Source organism: Flavobacterium sp. KH_035 (genome assembly GCF_057839565.1).
In genome coordinates this window covers 3,575,086-3,595,219 of the sequence record NZ_CM174492.1, presented here as the reverse complement: position 1 = coordinate 3,595,219, position 20,134 = coordinate 3,575,086, and the positions used below count along the sequence as shown (strand labels likewise).

General features: G+C 33.3%; 20 protein-coding genes. 15 read left to right on the top strand and 5 right to left on the bottom strand.

The window, feature by feature from the left end:
* Positions 1-27 precede the first annotated feature (27 nt).
* Both AC3IS6_RS14795 and AC3IS6_RS14790 read right to left on the bottom strand, forming a co-directional pair.
* Positions 28-669: a GNAT family N-acetyltransferase gene (locus AC3IS6_RS14795; RefSeq protein WP_173968213.1), complete on the bottom strand. Its 642-nt coding sequence runs from the start codon at positions 667-669 to the stop codon at positions 28-30.
* A 468-nt stretch (positions 670-1,137) separates the two neighbouring features.
* Positions 1,138-3,408: a M1 family metallopeptidase gene (locus tag AC3IS6_RS14790; protein WP_489160420.1), complete on the bottom strand. Its 2,271-nt coding sequence runs from the start codon at positions 3,406-3,408 to the stop codon at positions 1,138-1,140.
* 174 nt (positions 3,409-3,582) lie between these two features.
* On the opposite strand from AC3IS6_RS14790, the gene AC3IS6_RS14785 reads away from it, so the two are divergent.
* The 3 genes from AC3IS6_RS14785 to AC3IS6_RS14775 all read left to right on the top strand — a co-directional run bounded on the left by AC3IS6_RS14785 (position 3,583) and on the right by AC3IS6_RS14775 (position 5,684).
* A complete protein-coding gene (locus AC3IS6_RS14785; RefSeq protein WP_489160418.1) occupies positions 3,583-4,434 on the top strand; it encodes an aldose 1-epimerase family protein in 852 nt (283 codons plus the stop codon).
* A gap of 11 nt (positions 4,435-4,445) precedes the next feature.
* Entirely contained in the window at positions 4,446-5,003 is a 558-nt protein-coding gene (locus AC3IS6_RS14780) for a GNAT family N-acetyltransferase (RefSeq protein WP_173968216.1), read from the top strand.
* 126 nt (positions 5,004-5,129) lie between these two features.
* Positions 5,130-5,684, top strand: a complete 555-nt coding sequence (locus AC3IS6_RS14775; protein WP_489160415.1) for a DUF3575 domain-containing protein — start codon at positions 5,130-5,132, stop codon at positions 5,682-5,684.
* Between the two features lies 1 nt (position 5,685).
* Here AC3IS6_RS14775 and AC3IS6_RS14770 read toward each other — a convergent pair whose 3' ends face one another.
* Together AC3IS6_RS14770 and AC3IS6_RS14765 are read right to left on the bottom strand one after the other, a co-directional pair.
* Complete coding sequence (locus AC3IS6_RS14770; protein ID WP_489160413.1) at positions 5,686-5,913, bottom strand: VF530 family protein; 228 nt, start codon at positions 5,911-5,913, stop codon at positions 5,686-5,688.
* A 199-nt stretch (positions 5,914-6,112) separates the two neighbouring features.
* Complete coding sequence (locus tag AC3IS6_RS14765) at positions 6,113-6,751, bottom strand: hypothetical protein (protein ID WP_489160411.1); 639 nt, start codon at positions 6,749-6,751, stop codon at positions 6,113-6,115.
* A gap of 141 nt (positions 6,752-6,892) precedes the next feature.
* On the opposite strand from AC3IS6_RS14765, the gene smpB reads away from it, so the two are divergent.
* The 3 genes from smpB to AC3IS6_RS14750 all read left to right on the top strand — a co-directional run bounded on the left by smpB (position 6,893) and on the right by AC3IS6_RS14750 (position 9,209).
* Entirely contained in the window at positions 6,893-7,348 is a 456-nt protein-coding gene (smpB, locus tag AC3IS6_RS14760; RefSeq protein ID WP_017497111.1) for an SsrA-binding protein SmpB, read from the top strand.
* An 84-nt stretch (positions 7,349-7,432) separates the two neighbouring features.
* Complete coding sequence (locus AC3IS6_RS14755; RefSeq protein ID WP_489160409.1) at positions 7,433-8,074, top strand: hypothetical protein; 642 nt, start codon at positions 7,433-7,435, stop codon at positions 8,072-8,074.
* Between the two features lie 85 nt (positions 8,075-8,159).
* Positions 8,160-9,209, top strand: coding sequence for a Fic family protein (locus AC3IS6_RS14750; protein ID WP_489160408.1), 1,050 nt, complete (start codon positions 8,160-8,162; stop codon positions 9,207-9,209).
* A gap of 36 nt (positions 9,210-9,245) precedes the next feature.
* Here AC3IS6_RS14750 and AC3IS6_RS14745 read toward each other — a convergent pair whose 3' ends face one another.
* Positions 9,246-9,887, bottom strand: a complete 642-nt coding sequence (locus tag AC3IS6_RS14745) for a protein-L-isoaspartate(D-aspartate) O-methyltransferase (RefSeq protein WP_017497113.1) — start codon at positions 9,885-9,887, stop codon at positions 9,246-9,248.
* Positions 9,888-10,425: 538 nt separating this feature from the next.
* On the opposite strand from AC3IS6_RS14745, the gene AC3IS6_RS14740 reads away from it, so the two are divergent.
* The 9 genes from AC3IS6_RS14740 (at position 10,426) to AC3IS6_RS14700 (ending at position 20,097) form a co-directional block, all read left to right on the top strand.
* Entirely contained in the window at positions 10,426-12,609 is a 2,184-nt protein-coding gene (locus tag AC3IS6_RS14740) for a prolyl oligopeptidase family serine peptidase (protein ID WP_489160406.1), read from the top strand.
* Positions 12,610-12,859: 250 nt separating this feature from the next.
* Entirely contained in the window at positions 12,860-13,933 is a 1,074-nt protein-coding gene (locus AC3IS6_RS14735; protein ID WP_489160405.1) for a sensor histidine kinase, read from the top strand.
* 2 nt (positions 13,934-13,935) lie between these two features.
* Positions 13,936-14,658 carry a LytR/AlgR family response regulator transcription factor gene (locus AC3IS6_RS14730; RefSeq protein ID WP_489160403.1) on the top strand — a complete coding sequence of 241 codons (723 nt, stop codon included), beginning with the start codon at positions 13,936-13,938 and terminating at the stop codon, positions 14,656-14,658.
* Positions 14,659-14,752: 94 nt separating this feature from the next.
* Entirely contained in the window at positions 14,753-15,718 is a 966-nt protein-coding gene (locus AC3IS6_RS14725; RefSeq protein WP_489160401.1) for a Gfo/Idh/MocA family protein, read from the top strand.
* An 89-nt stretch (positions 15,719-15,807) separates the two neighbouring features.
* Positions 15,808-16,701 (top strand): 3-hydroxyacyl-CoA dehydrogenase family protein, encoded by an 894-nt coding sequence (locus AC3IS6_RS14720; RefSeq protein ID WP_263360579.1) that lies wholly within the window; start codon positions 15,808-15,810, stop codon positions 16,699-16,701.
* Between the two features lie 17 nt (positions 16,702-16,718).
* Positions 16,719-17,378, top strand: a complete 660-nt coding sequence (locus tag AC3IS6_RS14715) for a YggS family pyridoxal phosphate-dependent enzyme (RefSeq protein WP_489160399.1) — start codon at positions 16,719-16,721, stop codon at positions 17,376-17,378.
* Positions 17,379-17,419: 41 nt separating this feature from the next.
* Positions 17,420-17,767 carry a four helix bundle protein gene (locus tag AC3IS6_RS14710; protein ID WP_489160398.1) on the top strand — a complete coding sequence of 116 codons (348 nt, stop codon included), beginning with the start codon at positions 17,420-17,422 and terminating at the stop codon, positions 17,765-17,767.
* Positions 17,768-17,865: 98 nt separating this feature from the next.
* Positions 17,866-19,227 (top strand): exonuclease domain-containing protein, encoded by a 1,362-nt coding sequence (locus tag AC3IS6_RS14705; protein WP_489160396.1) that lies wholly within the window; start codon positions 17,866-17,868, stop codon positions 19,225-19,227.
* A 30-nt stretch (positions 19,228-19,257) separates the two neighbouring features.
* On the top strand, positions 19,258-20,097 hold the full coding sequence (locus tag AC3IS6_RS14700) for an ion transporter (protein ID WP_489160395.1): 840 nt from the start codon (positions 19,258-19,260) through the stop codon (positions 20,095-20,097).
* Positions 20,098-20,134 lie beyond the last annotated feature (37 nt).

The following is a 20,134-nucleotide window of genomic DNA, read 5'->3' as shown; positions in this document are numbered from 1 at the left end:
TTTGAGATTTCATTTTTAGTTTGATTCTTAAGATAAGAACCCGAAAAACAAGGTTTTATTCAGAAACAAAGCCTGTTTAATTTTTTTTAACCTGCTTAAAACAGCCACGTTAAAAGGGTGTTTCGGCGGTTCTTTTTGTTTGTCCTTTGGGTCGTACAACATCCCTGTACAAAGGCACATTTTGTTTTCCTTGCTTTTTAGTATTTCATAATTTGTACAGGTTTTACAACCCGCCCAAAAACTTGGATCGGTAGTTAGTTCAGAAAACGGAACAGGCTTATATCCTAAATCAGAGTTTATCTTCATTACTGCCAAACCAGTTGTAATACCAAATATCTTGGCATCCGGGTATCTTTCAAGAGAATAATCGAAAACTTTTGACTTGATTTTTTTGGCTAAACCTAAACTTCTGTAATCCGGATGCACAATTAAGCCGGAATGCGCCACGAATTTTCCGTGCTGCCAACTTTCGATGTAACAAAAACCTGCAAACTTCCCATCTGCCAAAGCAATCATCGCATCACCGTTCGACATTTTTTTCTGAATGTATTCAGGAGTTCTTTTAGCAATCCCAGTACCTCTTAATAAGGCAGATGATTCTATTGTATCGCAAATTTCCTGTGCGAATTTGAAGTGTTCTTCCTGAGTAACAACAATAGAGATTTTCATTTCAATAGTTGAAGTTAGAGTTAAAAATTAAAACGTAATGTTTAGTTTGAAATCCTGAATTCAATCCAATAAAAATAAACAAAATAGCAGTAAGATTCTCAAAATCAAAAACTTGACCAAGAAAATTCAAAAAATAAGATATACTTTTAGGATATGTTTGTCCAATGGACAAATGATGTGATTTCAAAATGAAAAATGAATATAAATAAATACGCGGCGAAAAACTCTGTGGATACTATAGAGATAGTGTCCGTACTTCGGGAGAAGTTACAGGTGATTTTGTCCGTGACAAAGAAGTTATATGTAAACTTATTTTATTCATCGACTGCAAAAGTACACTAATTTTTTATTTATGAAACAAAAAAATAAAATTCTAACATTTTTTTAATGAAATGTTAGAATTGGACAATAAAAAACCCGATAATTACAAATAACTATCGGGTTCTTAAGCATTTACTTTTTATATTTCTAATTTTTAGTAAACGGTATTGCATCACCACTACTTAAAATAATCATATCAAAACCTGTTTTAGCCTCGTTAAATTTGAATTTTAATCCGGCTTCAGCTGATTGAAAGACATCTTTTTCATTTTCTACAGCCTTTACAGTAAACTTCGGATAGTTTGTTATCAGAACATTCAATGCATTATTCTTTTCTGTAAAATCAATTTTCAAAGGTGCTCTTGAAGTTGAGTATGTTCCTAAATAACCATCTAAAACTACATCTTTTTCTATTTTACCATTTGCAGCTGTCCAAACATTATTTGTTTCATTATTATCTGGGAAAACATGATCAGGATCAAGTGTTATACTATCTATTTCTTCAGTAGAATCGTGTTTGAAAGTCCAAACATTATTACGTTGCCAAATTTCTACAGGTAGTTTTACTCTTGAAACTTTTCCACTCTTTGTTTTCACATCCAAAACAACTGGCATTGCCATTTTATCGAAATTCTCAACTGTAATGGCAACTCCTTTTGCCGGATCATTTTTTATGTACTTAATTGAATTAATCCCTTGATTAAAACGCCAGTTGTTCACAAACCAGCTTCTCCAAAACCAACTTAAATCTTCACCTGCAACATTTTCCATCGATCTGAAAAAGTCATCCGGTTGTGGATGTTTGTAAGCCCAACGTTCAATATAAGTACGGAAAGCAGTATCAAAACGTTCTTTTCCTAATACTTGTTCTCTCAATATTATTAAAGCTATACTTGGCTTGAAATAACATAACATACCAATATTTGCCTCTTTCATATTGTCAGGAGAACTCATCACCGTTTCTAAGTCAGGTCTTGTAAAAGACTCTGCCCCTTTATGCAAGTCTGTTGGTTTTTCAACATACTCTCCTTTATTAAAATCTGCTGTACTCAATGAATTGATAAAAGTATTAAAACCTTCATCCATCCAGCCGAACAATCTTTCGTTCGAACCCACAATCATAGGAAACCAGATATGTCCAAATTCATGATCTGTTACCCCCCATAAATCTTGTCCTTTTGACTCCCAACCACAAAAAACAATTCCCGGATATTCCATTCCACCTTCATTTCCTGCAACGTTTGTCGCTACCGGATAAGGATATTCAAACCATCTTTTAGAGTAATTTTCAATCGATGCTTTTACATATTCCGTTGAACGTCCGTAAGCATCTTGTCCTGCACTTTCTACTGGATAAGCTGATAAAGCCAATGCTTTTTTACCACTAGGTAAATTAATTTTTGCTCCATCCAAAATAAAAGCTGCAGAGGATGCCCAAGAAAAATCACGAGCATTTTTTATTTGATAATGCCATGTTTTCTGTCCCGAAGCATTCAAATTTGCTGTTGACACAACCTCTTCAGCAGTACGGATCGAAACTGTTCTATCACTTAAAGAAGCTTCCTTGTAACGTTTAAACTGCTCAGCTGGCAACACTTCAGATCCATTCAACAATTCTCCTGAACCTACAACAAAATGGTTTGCCGGAACCGTAAGTTTAACATCAAAATTACCGTATTCCAGGTAAAACTCAGAAGCTCCCAGGTAAGGTGCAGTATTCCATCCCTTTACATCATCGTACACACACATACGCGGATACCATTGTGCAATAGTGAAAATTTTACCGTTTTTAGTTTCTAAAACTCCCATTCTGTCTGAGCCTTCAAAAGGTGCAATGAACGAAAACTCGATTTTAATTTTTACAGCTCCTCCTTTTGATGCCAGTGTTTCCGGAAGGAATATTTGCATTCTGGTGTCTGTAATTACGTATTTTGCCTCGATTTCGGTCTTTTTCTTTCCACCTGAAATTACTTTAACCGATTTAATTTTATTTCCTCCATCAAAAACCTGTCCCTGAGCCCCATTACGGCTTCCAGAAACTGGCACTACCGCATTTCCTCTTGAATCGCTTTTGAATAAATTTTGATCTAAATTCAACCATACAAATGACATTTTATCCGGGCTATTATTGGTATAGGTAATTTCATCTGTACCGATAATCTCATTTGTAGTTCCGTTTAATTTTGCAGTTATCTGATAATCGGCTCTGTTTTGCCAATATTCAACTCCTGGCTGGCCATTTGCAGAACGTGTTGGCGTACCGTTTTTGGTATAAAAATTTGGTCCAAATGCATCGTGATAGTTGTAGTTATTAACGGGATTTGCTACTGTTGTTGCAGGCGTTTGCTGTGCCCAACCAGAGGAAATTCCAACAAACAAAGCCATAGTTAATAAGGCTTTTGAGGATTGTATTTTCATATTTTTTAGCTGTTTATATAGCAAATTAATGAAAAAAAAAGCTATTTAAATAGAAATCCTGAAATGAAAATTAAATTTTATTCAAAAATATTTTAAGCCATTTTCTTAAAAAACTAAAATTTATAAAATATATTTACATCAACATAAAACTAACTCTTTTCATTTTTAAGCACTTTGAATACATCTATCTACAATTCAGCACTAAGCGTCTCAATAAAACATTTCGGAGCGGAATTATTTTCATTAAAAGACAATCAAAATAATGAATACATATGGGAAGGTAATCCAAGCTTCTGGAGCAAACATTCTCCTGTACTTTTCCCTATCGTAGGTACTCTGAAAAACAATACTTATACGATTGATGGAAAGGAGTACCAATTGCCGAGACACGGTTTTGCACGTGATATGGATTTTCAATTAATAGACAAAACAGAAAGCAAGGCCATTTTCTCTTTAAAATCAGATCCCGAAACATTACAAAAATATCCTTTTGAATTTGAACTGCAGCTTATTTACACTATTGAAAATACAACATTAAGCATTGAATACAAAGTAATTAACACAGGTAAGAATAAAATGCCTTTTTCTATAGGAGCTCACCCCGCGATTGCTTTGCCTCAAAATTTTGAAAATTATGCATTCCAATTCGAAAAGCAGGAAGTTCTCGAATATTACCTTCTGGAAAATGATCTAATTTCCAACAAAACAAAAGTCCTGGAAAGTCAAAATAGTCTAATTCCTCTACACTACGAATTATTTAAAAACGACGCATTGATTTTTAAAACCTTAGAATCAAATTCATTAACCCTCCTTCAAAACTCCAAACCCTATATTAAGGTTGAGTTTGAAGACTTTCCGAGTTTAGGCATCTGGACAAAAACACAAGCTCCTTTTATTTGTATCGAACCTTGGCTGGGCTACTCGGATACTGCTGAAAATTCAGGAGATTTATTCAAAAAAGAAGGTGTTTTAATTTTAGAATCCTTTCAAACCTTTAATTCAAAATTTAGTATATCAATATTATAATCTACAAATAAATGCTGGAATTTAATTTTACTCCATTCCCCGTAATTGAAACAGAACGTTTGCTTTTACGAAGAATAACAAATGACGATGTAAATGAAGTTTTCGAATTGCGTTCAAATCCTGAAACGATGAAATTCATTCCACGTCCCTTAGTCAAAAATTCTGAAGAAGCTTTAGAACATATTGCAATGATTGAAGACAAAATTGTGGCCAATGAAGGAATCAATTGGGGAATTACTTTAAAAGACAATCCTAAACTACTAGGTATTATAGGATATTACAGAATGCAACCCGAGCATCATCGCGCCGAAATTGGATATATCTTGCTACCGGAATTTCACGGAAAAGGAATCATTCCGGAATCTGTCAACCGACTTATTACTTACGGATTTGACGAATTAAAATTACACTCGATTGAAGCGGTGATTGACCCCGAAAACTATGCTTCAGAAAAAGTATTACAAAAATGCGGCTTTATCAAAGAAGGACATTTTAAAGAATGTGAATTTTATGACGGTAAGTATCTAGACAGCGTAATCTACTCATTATTAAACAATAAGAAGCCTTAACCTTTTTGGTAAAAAAATATTCCTGTTAAATTAATAGTTCTGGATAATAGTAACTATTGGTTTGCGTTATATTTGCAGTCGAAATAAGAAAAAAGAGCTTATTTCGACATCACGAAAGCCTATTTTATGAAAAATTTTTTTATTGCCCTTGTTCTTTTCTTTTCGGTTCAGTCTCAAAGCCAGACTTTTATTAAATTCAATGCTGCAACCGCTTTATTAGCTGTACCAAATGTTGGAATTGAAACCAGTATCGGAAAAAATCTAACTTTTAGTGTTGACGTAATGGCGTCATTTTGGGAGTCCTTTAACGGACATAGTCCGATGAAATTCTACACGCTAACACCTGAACTTCGTTATCATTTTAAAGAAAATTATAACGGTTTTTATGTAGGTGGTCACGCAGGACCAGACGTTTATGAAATTCAGAAATGGAACTACTGGGGCTCTAACCATTATGAACATGGTTTTGGTTATCGCTTAGGAGTTACTGTTGGATACAATATCAAATTAAGCGATAAATTTTTATTGGATATTTTCGCTGGAGGTGGCTGGCATCAAGGTTTTTATCACGGTTATTACAATGATGGAACTCCTGGTAGATACGAAAAAGCACAAAACTGGAACAAAAGTGGTGAATGGCTTCCCTACCGCGGAGGTGTTATGATTTCTTATAAATTATAAATTACTTCGCCAATTTAGGCAGTGATTTTATGTATAAATCTTCCACTTTTTTACGTGCCCAATCGGTTTTTCTTAAAAAAGTCAAGCTTGATTTTACACTTGGATTTGAAATAAAACACTTAATCGGAATTAATTCTGCCAGAGTATCGAAGCCATAGTGTTCTACTAATGCTTCTACTATTTTCTGAAGCGTTATACCATGTAAAGGATCTTTCGATTTATTTTGCATTTTATATTTTTAAAATAATTATACTAAAAGACCGTACTTTAAAAGCACGGTCTTTCTTTTTTTTTACAAAACTAGTAAATTAAACTACAATTATTCTAACTCTAGAGACTACAATTAAAAAAACAAAAAAGTCATAAAATCTTTTTTTATTCAATTCTTATGAACTTTCTGCCAATAAAAGTCTTCTCTATGATGTTTATTAAAATAAAAATTTAAATCCGAAAGAAAGCGGAGAAGTCAAATTTGGTGCACTTCCCCCTAAAGCTGTATTGTAAAAAGGCTCAACATTTGCGACATGAGCCAGTCCAAAATTAGTTACTGTGGTTTTCTCTCCATTTTTTGGATCTAATGTGGTAGATGTAAAGTTTGCCAGATTATAAGAGAACTCAACTGAGAAATTTTTACTAATAAAATAATCAAATCCACCCGAAACTGATAGCCCGTATTGACTAATCTTTAAATCACTTTCCTTCTCTTTTCCTGTAATAATAGGAGCTGCCAACTGTCCAAAGAAATACAACGAACTCGCCACATTCCAATATTTTCTGGCTAATGGCTGAATAACAAGCAAATCTGCTTTTGCTACGGTTCCGGCTTTTTCCTCAGATTTTATATTAATAATACCAAATCCCGCTCCTACTGCAACAGAAGGCGTTACAAATGTTCCAACAACTGGCAATACAGTTAGGTTTGTGCTTTTAACATCTCCTGTTTTAGTTTGTTGGTAACCAAATTGCGATGTTGCAAACCAGGTTCCTTTTAAACCCTGGTTTGTATCCTGAGCTTTTGCTGTTAAGCCAATAAATGCAATACTTACTAGTGTTAAAATCTTTTTCATGTTTTAGTTTGTTTTAAATTATTCAACAAACTTATATGTAAGCTTTTTCTTTAAATATGATTAAAATCATAGATTAAAAAAAAAGTTTAATTCTTTCAGATTCTATTAAAGTTTTTCATTTTTGTTTTACATTTGTACACTATGTTAAAAACAGTCAATATACTTAATAAAAGAGCCCGGTTTGATTATGAGATAATCGATACTTATACTGCCGGAATTGTTTTATCAGGAACCGAGATCAAATCTATACGCCTGGGTAAAGCAAATATTACCGAAAGCTTCTGCGAATTTAACAATATGGAGCTCTTTGCCATCAATACTTATATTGAAGAGTATTCTTTTGGTAATCAATTCAATCACAAATCCAGAAGTGAGAGAAAATTACTTTTAAATAAAAAGGAGCTTAAAACATTGCATAAAAATGTTCAGGCCAAAGGACTTACTATTGTTCCGTTGAAATTATTCACCAACGAAAAAGGACTTGCAAAACTTCAAATAGGCCTTTGTAAAGGAAAGAAAAACTACGACAAACGCGAATCTCTGAAAGAACAGGATACCAAACGCGATTTAGATCGGATAAAAAAAGCATACAACTAAAAAATATATTTCCAAATCACTCATAAAGAGATTTTTACTTATATTTTATCGTTATTTTTACTACAAACAATTTAACCTTAGAATATGAAAAAGTACTTAATTTTATTCATGACTGTTGTGATATTTTCAAGTTGTGGCAGCAATACATCTATTGTTAGCAGTTGGAGAGACCCTCATATAACCGTAGCTCAGGAGCATTTTAAAAAAGTTTTAGTTGTCGCTTTAGTAAAAGATGAGGCTTCAAGAAGAACCGTCGAAAATAGAATTGCCACTGGTAATCCTATTTTCAAAACTTCTTACCAATATTTAAACGAAACTACTACACAACTAACCAAAGAGCAGAAATTAAAAATTTTGCAGGACGAAAATTTTGATGGCGTTATCACAATGCGACTAGTAAGCAAAGAAAAAGAAACCAATTATGTTCCCGGAACTTATACAGGAATGTACTACGGCGGATTCGATGGCTTATATAGCGGAATGTATGGTTATGGCTTTGGAAACTGGTACGGAATGTACTCGCCCTATTTCTATGATCCCGGATATTATCAGGAAACCACTGCTTATATGGTAGAAACCAATGTTTTTTCATTAAAGGACAATAAACTGATCTGGACAGGAACTACCAAATCCGAATATGTTACAGATCTTGGCCAAACAGTTGATGCAATTATGCAAACTGTTGTAAAAGAAATGAGAAAAGACGGCTCACTTCCTCCTAAATAGTATTTTGAAAAGCAATATTTTGATATTGCTTTTTTCTATTAAAATTTATGACTAAATTTGTCAAGACAATTTAAATAAAGTAGAAATGAAATCGCTCCTTAAAAATGCAAGAGAACAAAAAGGTCTAAAAACCCGCGAAGTAGCACAACTACTTGGCATCGATCAAGCTTTAATAAGCAAATTTGAAAGCGGTTCGCGAAAACCAACCAAAGATCAAATTGTTAAGCTATCTCAACTTCTAGGAATAGACTATGAGACTTTAATGATCGCATGGCTGAAAGAAAAAATTCTACATGAAATTGGTGATGATGAATTTGCTCTAAAAGCGCTTGAAGTTGCAGAGAAAGAAATCAAATACAATAAAACAGTCTCCAAATTAAAATTATCAACCACTTTAGAAAAAATCCTTAGTGAAATAGATGTTTTAAAAGAAAAACTGGATACTTACAGACAGTTTGATAGCTATAAAATCAGTCAGGCACTTGAACTCGAATATACTTTTGAAAGCAATCGAATTGAAGGAAATACCATGACGCTTCGCGAGACAGACATGGTCATCAACGAAGGTTTGACCATTTCAGGGAAAAGTATGAGAGAACATCTTGAAACCATTAATCATCAGGAAGCGATAGGTTTTATAAAAGATTTAATGCAAAAAAACAACAGCTTAAATGAACGCGATCTTTTATCTATACATAATTTAATTTTAAGAGGTATAATTCCTGAAGATGCAGGCCGTTATCGAAAAGTACAGATCATGATTCAGGGAAGCAATCACATGCCTCCACAGCCTTTTTTAGTTGCAAAGGAAATGGAAGAGTATTTTATTTGGTATGAAATCAACAAAAATAAATTACATCCGGTTATTCTTGCAGCCGAAATGCACGAAAGACTAGTTACTATTCACCCTTTTATTGATGGAAACGGCAGAACCTCCAGATTAGTCATGAATTTAATTCTAATGCAAAAAGGCTATCTGATCGCCAATATAAAAGGAGATTATGAAAACAGAATGCAATACTATCAATCTCTGGAAACCGCTCAAACAAAAAAAGATAAAGAAGATTTTTTATTCTTTATCGCCAGAATTGAAAAAGAAAGCCTGGAGCGCTATATTAGTATTATAGGGCAATAAAAAACCAGAGCCCGCTATACATAGTGGGCTCTCGCTTTAATTTTTATCTTCTAATAAAGGAACAAATCGAAATTCTCCAAACTCATGTTTTTCAAATTGTGTTTCGTTCTTTCGAATTAATAAAGTCATAATCTGAACATCTTCTCCTAACGGAATAACCAACCTTCCTCCTATTTTAAGCTGTGCCATTAAAGGCTGCGGAATAAATGGAGCTCCTGCTGTAACGATAATACTATCAAAGGGTGCATAACTTGGTAATCCTTTATAGCCATCTCCGAAAGACAAATGCTTTGGACGAATGTTTAATTTCGGAAATAAATTAGAAGTTGTTCTAAACAACTCACTCTGTCTTTCCACACTATACACTTTTGCTCCCAACATAAACAAAACCGCTGTTTGGTACCCTGATCCTGTACCAATTTCTAAAATCTTGTGGTCTTTTTTAACCTCTAATAATTGTGATTGAAACGCAACTGTGTAAGGCTGAGAAATCGTTTGCCCCGCTCCTATAGGAAATGCCTTATCCTGGTACGCATAATCTTCAAAACTTGAATTTAAAAAAAGGTGTCTCGGGATTTTTTTTATCGCATCTAAAACTGCTTTATCAGTAATCCCTTTTTGTTCTAAAGTGCTTACTAATTGATTACGAAGTCCTTGATGTTTGGCAGTATCTTTCAAAATAGGTTGGTTTTATTTTTGCAAAAATAGGAAAGTAAATCAATTTTAAATGCTTTCATACAGAATGTTTTCAAATCAGAAACTTCTTTCAAATTAATATAATCCGAACCATTTACCATTCAAATGCTTGTATCAACCGTTCGTCATTTTTTTAAAAATTTTCAGCTGATGTGTTGCTACTTTTGAAACATCAAACAGGAAATAATAATTTAAAAACCAAAATTATGAACACAATAAATTTTAAAACTCCGACCAAAATTCTAAAACCACTGGCTATTGGTTTCGCAATCGGACTTATTACCAATATTATTAGTTTTTTAATTCACTTGTAAAAAATCAATCAATCAATCAATCAATTAATTAATTATTAAAATTAACAAATCATTAAACCTAAAAATCATGGAAACTAAAAAAGAAGTAAATGTTTACAAAATTACTAAGTCATTTATAGTAGGATTTATAATCGGATTTGCGCTTTATAAATTTATCACCGTAATCGTATTCAATTAATCTAATCCTCAATCAAAAAACATTAATCATGAAAACCAATACATTTAAAAAGATCGCTTTTCTATCTCTTGGAATTATTTCTACAGGAAATTTATTTGCACAAAACAAACCCGAAAAAGCACCCTCTGTTCCCGCTACAGATATTTATTTTGGAATTACAGTGGAAGACAAATACAGAAACCTTGAGGATTTAAAAAATGAACAAACACTAAGCTGGTTAAAGGCTCAGGCAGATTATACAAACAATATTTTAAACTCAATTCCGGGAAAACAAACGCTTATTGATGAATTAACTTCTATAAATGACAGAGTCACTGAAGCAATCAGTGGAACACAAATTATGGAAGATGGAACTTACTTTTATCAAAAAACAACTCCAAAAGATCAGGTTGCAAAACTGTATAAAAGAGCTGGCTTAAAAGGAAAAGAAACGTTAATCTTTGATCCACAAACCCTAAAAGGCGAAGCAAAAGATATCTTTACTATTAGCTCTTTTTCTCCAAATAAGAGCGGAAAACTAATTGCTATAAATATTTCGAAAAATGGCGGCGAAATGAGCGAAATGCTTTTAATAAATGTATCAGATAATAAAATTTTGGCAGATAAAATCGATAAGTTAAGATTTGGAAATGCGAATTGGTTAAACGATGACAAATCATTTTTGTATGCACAATCACCAACAGCCGATATCCATGATGCAAAAGCGCAATTAAATATTGTAACCAAATTGCACATTGTAGGCAATGATATTACAAAGGATAAAGTAATTTTTTCGAAAGTCATGTATCCTGAATTAAAAATTGCAGATGAAGAAATTCCTATTATGGGCTATGACGTAGACAGTAAGATGCTTTTTCTGATGCCTTATTCTGTAAATCCGAACATGAAAATGTTTATTGCCAAAGGCTCTGATTTGAATAGTGCCAAAATTAGCTGGAAATTATTGACAGACAGGAAAGATGAAATTAAAAATTTCGCTTTTAGCGATAAAGACATTTATTTTTTCACAAGTCTTAATGCTCCAAAATTTAAAGTAACAAAAACTAGTATTGCCAACCCAAATTTAGCAACCGCAACACTTGTAATCCCTGAAGACAAGGAAGCCAATCTAAACCCTATTACGATTACCAAAGACGGGATTTTTTATACCAAAACAAAAAACGGAATCGAAAGTAAATTATTCTTCACTGATTTTGAAGGAAAAAACCACAAGGAAATTAAAACCCCAAAAAAATCTGCTACCATTGTTTTAACTTCAAGAGGAAGCAAATTTTCAGACTTATGGGTTCGAACAACTGGCTGGACAACCAAAGGAGAACGCTATAAATACGATGTAAAGAAAAACAATTTTATCAGAGAAGAGCTCTCTACTATTACTGAATATCCAGAATTTGAAAATTTTGAAATTGAAGAATTAATGGTAAAATCGTATGATGGTGTTGAAGTTCCACTATCAATTATTTATAAAAAAGGAATTAAAAAAGACACAAAGAATCCCGTTTTATTCTATGGTTACGGTGCCTACGGAATGTCTATGTCTCCTAGTTTTAATCCAAGTTTACTTTTATGGGTAGAAAGAGGCGGAATACTTGCTGTTGCTCACGTAAGAGGCGGTGGAGAATTAGGCGAAAAATGGCATCTGGATGGTCAAAAAAGTAAAAAACAAAATACCTGGAAAGACGTAATTGCCTGCACCGAATATATGATTAAGGAAGGATATACAAATCCGACAAAAACGGCAATCTACAGCAGAAGCGCTGGGGGAATTCTGGTAGGAAGAGCCATTACAGAAAGACCCGATTTATATGCAGTAGCCATTCCCGGAGTAGGAAGCATGAATACCGTTAGAGGTGAAAATGCACCAAACGGACCTGCAAATACACCTGAATTTGGAACCGTAAAAATAGAAGATGAAGCCAAAGCTCTCATAGAAATGGATTCTTATTTACAACTTAAAGAAGGTATTAACTATCCCGCAACCTTAACAACAGCAGGATTCAACGACCCTAGAATCATTGTTTGGTCTCCTGCTAAATTTGCCGCTAGATTGCTTGAGGTAAATGCGTCTAAAAAACCAACTTTATTAAAAGTAGATTATGAAGCAGGTCATTTTGGCGGAGCTTCAAAAGCGAAATCGTATGAAGAAGTTGCTGATGTTTTAAGCTTTGCACTATGGCAAGTAGGCCACCCTGATTTTCAACCTAAAAATTAATTATTTAAAATGTAACTTTGGCAATGTCAACATTGCCAAAGTTTTTAAAACTTAAAATTATGATCAAAATAATTATAGCTTTGACTATTGAAATAAGCCATTTGTTATTTAAAATTTTATCTTAATGAAATTAACCACAAAAATTCTAATGACTATAATTGTTGTAATCTGCCTGCTCCTTGTAGGCGCTTTTATCGCAGGAATGTATTATGGGTATCACGCACCGCTGAAGACAAAATAACTTATAAAAATGTTTCAAAAAAAGAATCACGTTTTCATTTTAGTTCAGATCATCATATGGACTATCTATTCAGGAATAATTTTTATTCCTCAGATTATCATTCCGGAACTAAATTTTTTAGGATATAAAAATTGGCAACTTTTACTGGACTATTGTTTTAGTGTATGTCTGCTTACTTTACTCTCAATAAGTTTAAAATATTTATATGACCCATACATAAAACTGGATGATTTTAAACTTTGGGAGATTATTAAAATGCTTTTTTTAATTTTCGCAGCGGCACTTTTTTATTATGGGGTGCTAATGGCTTACAATTATCTAATGCTTCATTACGTTTATCAAAGACCTGAAGTTCTTGACCATCCATCTCAATCTCAAAAAAACCAAATCGCCTTTATTTTTGTGATGGGATTTCTTTTCTTTCTTTGGATAGTTATTTATACCATTTACAGAACAACCCTGCAAATCAAGAATAATAAAATGGATCGAATGGAAATTGAAAACACTTTAAAAGATTCTCAATTGAACGCTTTAAAGGGACAAATTAATCCCCATTTTATGTTTAACAGCTTAAATAATATTCGCGGATTAATTCTGGAAAATCCTGAAAAATCAAGAGAAATGATAACCCGATTGTCCGAAATGCTTCGGTATTCCCTGACCAAAAACGAGATTACAACAATTGCATTGGAAGAAGAAATTGAAATGGTAGAAAACTTCATTGAAATTTCAAAAATTCAAATGGAAGAACGTTTGAATTTTATTTCTCAAATAGACCAAAACACTTTAAACATGCAAATCCCTCCTATGATCATCCAAATGTTGATCGAAAATGCGGTTAAACATGGAATTGCAAAATTAAAAGACGGAGGGCAAATATCATTAGAAACCAAGCTGGAAAATAACAATTTAACCATTCTGGTTTCGAATACTGGAATGCTTACCATTGAAAAAGATTCTACACAATTAGGAATTAAAAATATCGAAAAAAGATTGCATTTAATCTATGGTGAAAAAGCTAATTTTAAATTGCAGGAAATAGAAAATAAAGTAATTGCAAAAATAATTATTCCAATACTTTAAGTATGAAAAAAATAAAAGCTGTTATTGTTGAAGATTCCCGTCTGGCCAGAAATGAGCTTAAAGAATTAATTAAAAATCACCCTGAAATTGAAATTATCGGAGAAGCAGAAAATGTAGATTCAGGCTTTAAACTGATACAGGAAACCCAACCGGATCTACTTTTTCTGGATATCAATATGCCCGAAAAAGACGGTTTTGAGCTGTTAGAAATGCTAGACAAAGTTCCTATTACGATTTTTACAACAGCATTTGACGAATACGCCATTAAATCTTTCGAATACAACGCCTTAGATTATTTACTAAAACCGATAAATCCAAAAAGATTTGCTCATTCCATCGAAAAAGCAAGTCAAAATCTAATTGAAAAAGAAGAAAAAAGCAGTAAGAAACTGACACTAAACAATCAGATTTTTATTCGCGATGGCGAAAAATGCTGGCTCGTAAAAATTGCTGATATCTTTCTATTTGAAGTTGATGGCAATTACACCAAAATATTCTTTCAGGATGAAAAAGCTGTACTTAATAAATCATTAAACAACATTGAAGAAAAACTTCCTGATGATTATTTCTTCCGGGCCAATCGAAACCAAATTATCAATATAGAATATATACTCAAAATTGACCCTTGGTTTAGTGGTAACTTGCTCGTACAGCTTCCAAAAGAAGTAAAAGTCGAAATATCGCGAAGACAGACCAATAACTTCAAAGAAAAGTTAAGTATGTAAATACATTTAAAATTGTTCAAATAATTTCGACTTTGTCATAACTAAACTTTTACTTTCAACAAATAAATTATATTTTTGTTTAAAATACATTCTCATGTTAAAAGTAGGAGTTTTAGGTGCAGGTCATCTTGGTAAAATACATTTACGCTTATTACAACAATCTGACCAATACGAATTAGTTGGATTTTACGACGAAAATCAGGAAAATGCCGAAAGAATCTCAAAAGAGTTTGGCTATAAAAACTTCAATACCATTGCAAAATTAATCCACGCTGTGGATGTTATCGATATCGTAACCCCAACTCTTTCACACTATAAATGTGCTAAAGTAGCCATCAAATCCGGAAAACATATCTTTATAGAGAAACCTATTGCCAATACTGTTGAAGAAGCCGAAGAAATTATTGCTTTAGCCAAAGAACACAATGTAAAAGGTCAGGTAGGTCATGTTGAGCGCTTCAACCCTGCGTTTATTGCTACAAAAAACATGATTGAAAATCCAATGTTTATAGAAACACATCGTTTGGCTGAATTTAATCCGCGTGGTACAGATGTTCCTGTAGTTCTCGATTTAATGATACATGATATTGATGCCATTTTAAGCGTTGTGAATTCAAAAGTAAAAAACATCAATGCAAGCGGTGTTTCTGTAATTAGTGAAACTCCGGACATTGCCAATGCGAGAATTGAATTCGAAAATGGATGCGTAGCCAATTTAACGGCGAGCAGAATTTCAATGAAAAATATGCGTAAAACGAGATTTTTTCAAAAAGATGCCTACATTTCTGTGGATTTTCTGGAGAAAAAATGCGAAGTCGTTCGTATGAAAGACGCTCCGGAAATTCCGGGTGACTTTGATATGATTTTGCAAAATGCAGAAGGCGTAAAAAAACAAATCTATTTTACAAATCCTGATGTCGAACAAAACAACGCAATCTTAGACGAACTGGAATCATTTGCCAATGCTATAAAAACTGACACAACACCAGTTGTAACGTTGGAACAGGCAACAGACGCCTTGAGAGTGGCTTATCAGATAATTGATTGCTTCGATAAATAATTGAAAACTTTTAAAAATAAATTAGCCACGAGTTCATCAATTAATTTGAGAACTCGTGGCTAAAATCATAAATATAACATCAAATTTAAATGAAGACTATAGCTGTAATTGGTGCAGGAACAATGGGTAACGGAATTGCTCATACATTTGCACAAAGTGGTTTTACTGTAAAACTAATTGACGTTTCAGAAAAATCATTAGACAAAGGAATGGCAACTATTGCTGCCAATTTAGATCGAATGCTTTCTAAAGGAACCATCACTCAGGAAGAAGTTACCAAAACGATCACTAACATTATTACGTATACTGATATTAAAGACGGCGTTGTTGGTGTGGATTTAGTAGTTGAAGCCGCTACTGAAAACGTAGAGTTAAAACTTAATATTTTCAAACAATTAAACGAAGCTTGTTCCCATAATACTATTCTGGCGACCAATACTTCTTCAATTTCTATTACTCAAATTGGAGCTGTTGTAGCACATCCTGAAAGAGTTATTGGTATGCACTTTATGAATCCGGTGCCAATTATGAAATTGGTCGAAATCATCCGCGGATACAACACCAGCGATGAAGTTACCAAAACTATCATGGACTTATCTGTAAAACTAGGTAAAGTTCCTGTTGAAGTAAACGACTACCCTGGTTTTGTAGCAAACCGAATTTTAATGCCTATGTTAAACGAAGCTATCGAAACGTTATACAACAAAGTTGCCGGAGTTTACGAAATTGATACTGTAATGAAGTTAGGAATGGGACACCCTATGGGACCTCTTCAATTGGCTGATTTTATCGGTCTTGATGTTTGCCTTGCCATTTTGAATGTAATGTACGACGGTTTCAAAAACCCAAAATATGCACCTTGTCCTCTATTAGTCAATATGGTAAGAGCCGGAAAATTGGGCGTAAAATCTGGTGAAGGTTTTTACGACTATAGCGAAAGTAAAAAAGCAGAAAAAATCTCTAAGCAATTTATTCTTTCCTAATAAAATAAAAAAATACCATGTCGATAGCATCGAATTTAAATACAATCAAGGCAAGTTTGCCTGAAAATGTAACTTTAGTTGCCGTTTCTAAGACCAAACCTGTCTCCGATTTAATGCAGGCTTATGATGCCGGTCAGCGTATTTTTGGAGAAAACAAAATCCAGGAAATGGTTGACAAATACGAACAGATGCCTAAAGACATTCAATGGCACATGATTGGTCATGTACAGTCGAATAAAGTCAAATTTATGGCGCCTTTTGTAAGTTTGATTCATGGTGTTGACAGTTTGAAATTATTGCAGGAAATCAACAAACAAGCTTTAAAAAACAATAGAATTATCAATTGTTTACTTCAGATATTTATCGCCGAAGAAGAATCTAAATTTGGTTTAGATGAAAACGAGTTAAATGAATTACTATCTTCACCAGAGTTTAAAGAAATGAAAAACATTCGTATCTTAGGATTAATGGGAATGGCAACATTTACAGAAGATTACAACCAAATTAAAAAAGAATTTATACATTTAAAATATATTTTTGATTCGATTAAAGAGCTAAAAACTGAAAACTGCGATCTAAAAACAATCTCTATGGGAATGTCTGGAGATTACAAATTAGCCATAGAATGCGGAAGCACAATGGTTCGCATTGGAAGCAGCATTTTTGGAGGAAGATAAGTTCTCAATATCAATCGCAATTTCAAAAATCAATTATATAAATGGAAAAAATATTCAATTTTGAGGATCGATTAATTCGTTTTGCCGGAGAATGTATTTTCTTTACAAGACAATTAGAGAAGTCATTCGAAAATGAATATTACAAAAATCAATTGATTAGATCATCCGGAAGTGCTTCTTTAAATTTTGGAGAAGCTCAAGGTACAATAACAAACAAAGATTTTATTTTTAAACTTTCTTTAGTTGTAAAAGAATTGAAGGAATCCAGAAATTCGCTAAAAATTTTAGATTATATAAAAGAAGGTGATAATGACAAAAGGGACAAACTTCTGATTGAAGTTGAACAACTTATCGCAATTTCATCAAAAATGATAATAAATAAAAGATAATTTTTCAATGACAATTACAATAGCAATTGCAAATTTCAATTTTTAAAATTGATTTTTAGCATTGACATTGATTTTTGAAATTGATATTGACATTGAAAATGTACGCAATACTAGACATAGAAACCACTGGAGGCCAGTTTAATGAAGAAGGAATTACCGAAATCGCCATTTATAAATTTGATGGGCATGAGGTAATTGACCAGTTCATTAGTCTGGTTAATCCTGAAATTCCGATTCAACCCTTCGTGGTGAAATTAACCGGAATCAATAATGCTATGTTGCGCTCTGCTCCGAAATTTTTTGAAGTTGCGAAACGAATTATCGAAATCACCACTGATTGTATTATTGTAGCGCATAACGCCTCTTTTGATTACCGAATTCTGCGCACGGAATTCAGACGATTAGGTTACAATTTCGAAGCCAAAACCCTTTGTACAGTTGAACTTGCCAAAAAATTAATTCCCGACCAGCCTTCCTATAGTTTAGGAAAACTGGTGAGAGCACTCGGGATTCCAATGGCAGACAGACATCGAGCCAGCGGTGACGCAATGGCAACAACCAAGCTATTCAAGATGCTTCTAGAAAAAGATCTGGAAAAAACCATTGTAAAAGATTTTATAAAACTCGAGGTAGAAAAAGGAATTGCTCCAAAGTTTCTGGATATACTAGCTCAAATGCCTGCAAAAACGGGTGTCTATTATATTTACAATGAAGGCGGAACTCTTATATATATTGGAAAAAGCCAAAATATAAAAAAAAGAGTCAATCAGCATTTTACAGGAATTACTACCAAAAGTAAAAAAATACAGGCAGAAGTTTTCACCATAACTTATGATGAAACCGGAAGCGAATTAATTGCTCTTTTAAAAGAAAGCGAAGAAATAAAAATAAACCGTCCGAGATACAATCGCTCCCAACGAAAAACCATCTTTCAATATGCTTTGTATGCAGAGAAAGATACAAATGGCTACCTGAATTTAAAGCTCGAAAAAGCCGATGGCCGTAAAAAAGAGATCACCTCATTTGCTACTTTGCAGGAAGGTAAAAACGCTCTTTTCAGGTTTACAGCAAAATATCATTTATGCCAAAAACTAACAGGACTGTATCAAACCAAAAAAGAATGTTTTCAATACAAAATTAAAGAGTGTGACGGTGCCTGTATTGAAGAAGTAACTCCTGAGATTTACAATGCCCGTGTACAGCAGTTTATTACTGAAAACAGTTTCGAAAATAAAAGCATCATTTTACTCGACAGAGGTCGAAATGTAAATGAAAGAAGTGCTATTTTAATCGAAAATGGTCTTTACAAAGGTTATGCCTTCTACGATTTGAACTACCAGATTACCAATATTGAAATTCTGAAAAATATCTTAATTCCAATGCAGCACAATCGCGATGTCAAAAATATAATTCAAAATTATATTCGAAAAAGCAAATCGCTGAAGACCCTTCATTTTTAACACTGCTAAACTTTCATTATCTTCGTGGAGATGAAAAAAACAAAATCCAAATACGACATCTTCCGGGAAAGAATCAAAATCATCCTTTATGGAACGGATACGTTTTTGGGAAGAATGTTTGATCTGGTGCTTCTTGGATTAATTTTGCTAAGTGTTATTTTGATTATGATGGAAACCGTTCAGGGAATCAATCAAAAATACCACTCTCAGCTTATTATTTGCGAATGGATTATCACTGTGTTTTTTACCATTGAATATGTACTGCGAATAATTTCAATTCAAAAACCTATCAGATATGTTTTTAGTTTTTACGGTATTATTGATCTTATGGCAGTATTACCCATGTATTTATCCATCTTTTTCCCGGGAGCAAGTGTACTGTCGATCATAAGAGCCCTGCGTTTTTTCAGATTATTCAAAATCCTCCATATTCCGCAAATATCCCATCAGTCTATTCAACTTCGGGAAGCCATTGAAGCCAGTAAGGAAAAAATTCTTGTTTTTATCTATTTCGTTCTTATTAGCACCATAATAATTGGTTCTGTCATGTACTTAGTCGAAGGTAAAGAATCCGGTTTCACAAGTATTCCTATGAGTATTTACTGGACAATTGTTACTTTAACCACAGTGGGTTATGGTGATATTTCTCCTCAGACACCACTCGGACAATTTATTGCTGCTTTTGTTATGATTCTGGGTTATGGAATTATAGCTGTTCCAACCGGAATCGTAACAGCTGAGTTTGCAAAAAGTAGTCTAAAAAACAGTGTCGTAAGCAGCAAAAAAACATGTAAAAAGTGCAACTCACAGGTACATTTTGATCATGCTCAATATTGTTTTGAATGCGGAACAAAATTACCTAACAATTAATTCAGAAAGGGTACCACAATCCTTACTTTAATCCATA